Origin of the sequence: Chryseobacterium sp. SIMBA_029, from assembly GCF_046535275.1 — a bacterium.
In the GTDB taxonomy this organism is placed as follows: domain Bacteria; phylum Bacteroidota; class Bacteroidia; order Flavobacteriales; family Weeksellaceae; genus Chryseobacterium.
On record NZ_JAWRXA010000613.1, the window covers coordinates 1 to 252 of the forward strand.

The 252-nt window shown below is 27.8% G+C and carries 1 pseudogene; it reads left to right on the forward strand.

Features of this window, described 5'->3' with window-relative positions:
- Positions 1-252 (forward strand): annotated as a pseudogene (locus SB679_RS25440) (RagB/SusD family nutrient uptake outer membrane protein); the annotation flags it as partial.

The window sequence follows — 252 nt, forward strand, 5'->3', positions numbered from 1 at the left end:
TTGACAGTGCTGCACAGAATTTATCTTTTGTATCTACTGAGTTACTTTCAAAATATAATGAGACTACAGATAAAAGGTTTAAAATTTATTTTGAAAAAAATGACAGCCAGTATAAAATCATTAAAAGAGGAAGTTCTGAATTCAAAGTATCCTTTAGAACTTCTGAAATGTATTTTATAAAATCTGAGGCATTATTGAAGCTTGGGAAACTTAGCGAGGCAAAGGATATCTTATCTAAATTATTAAAAAACA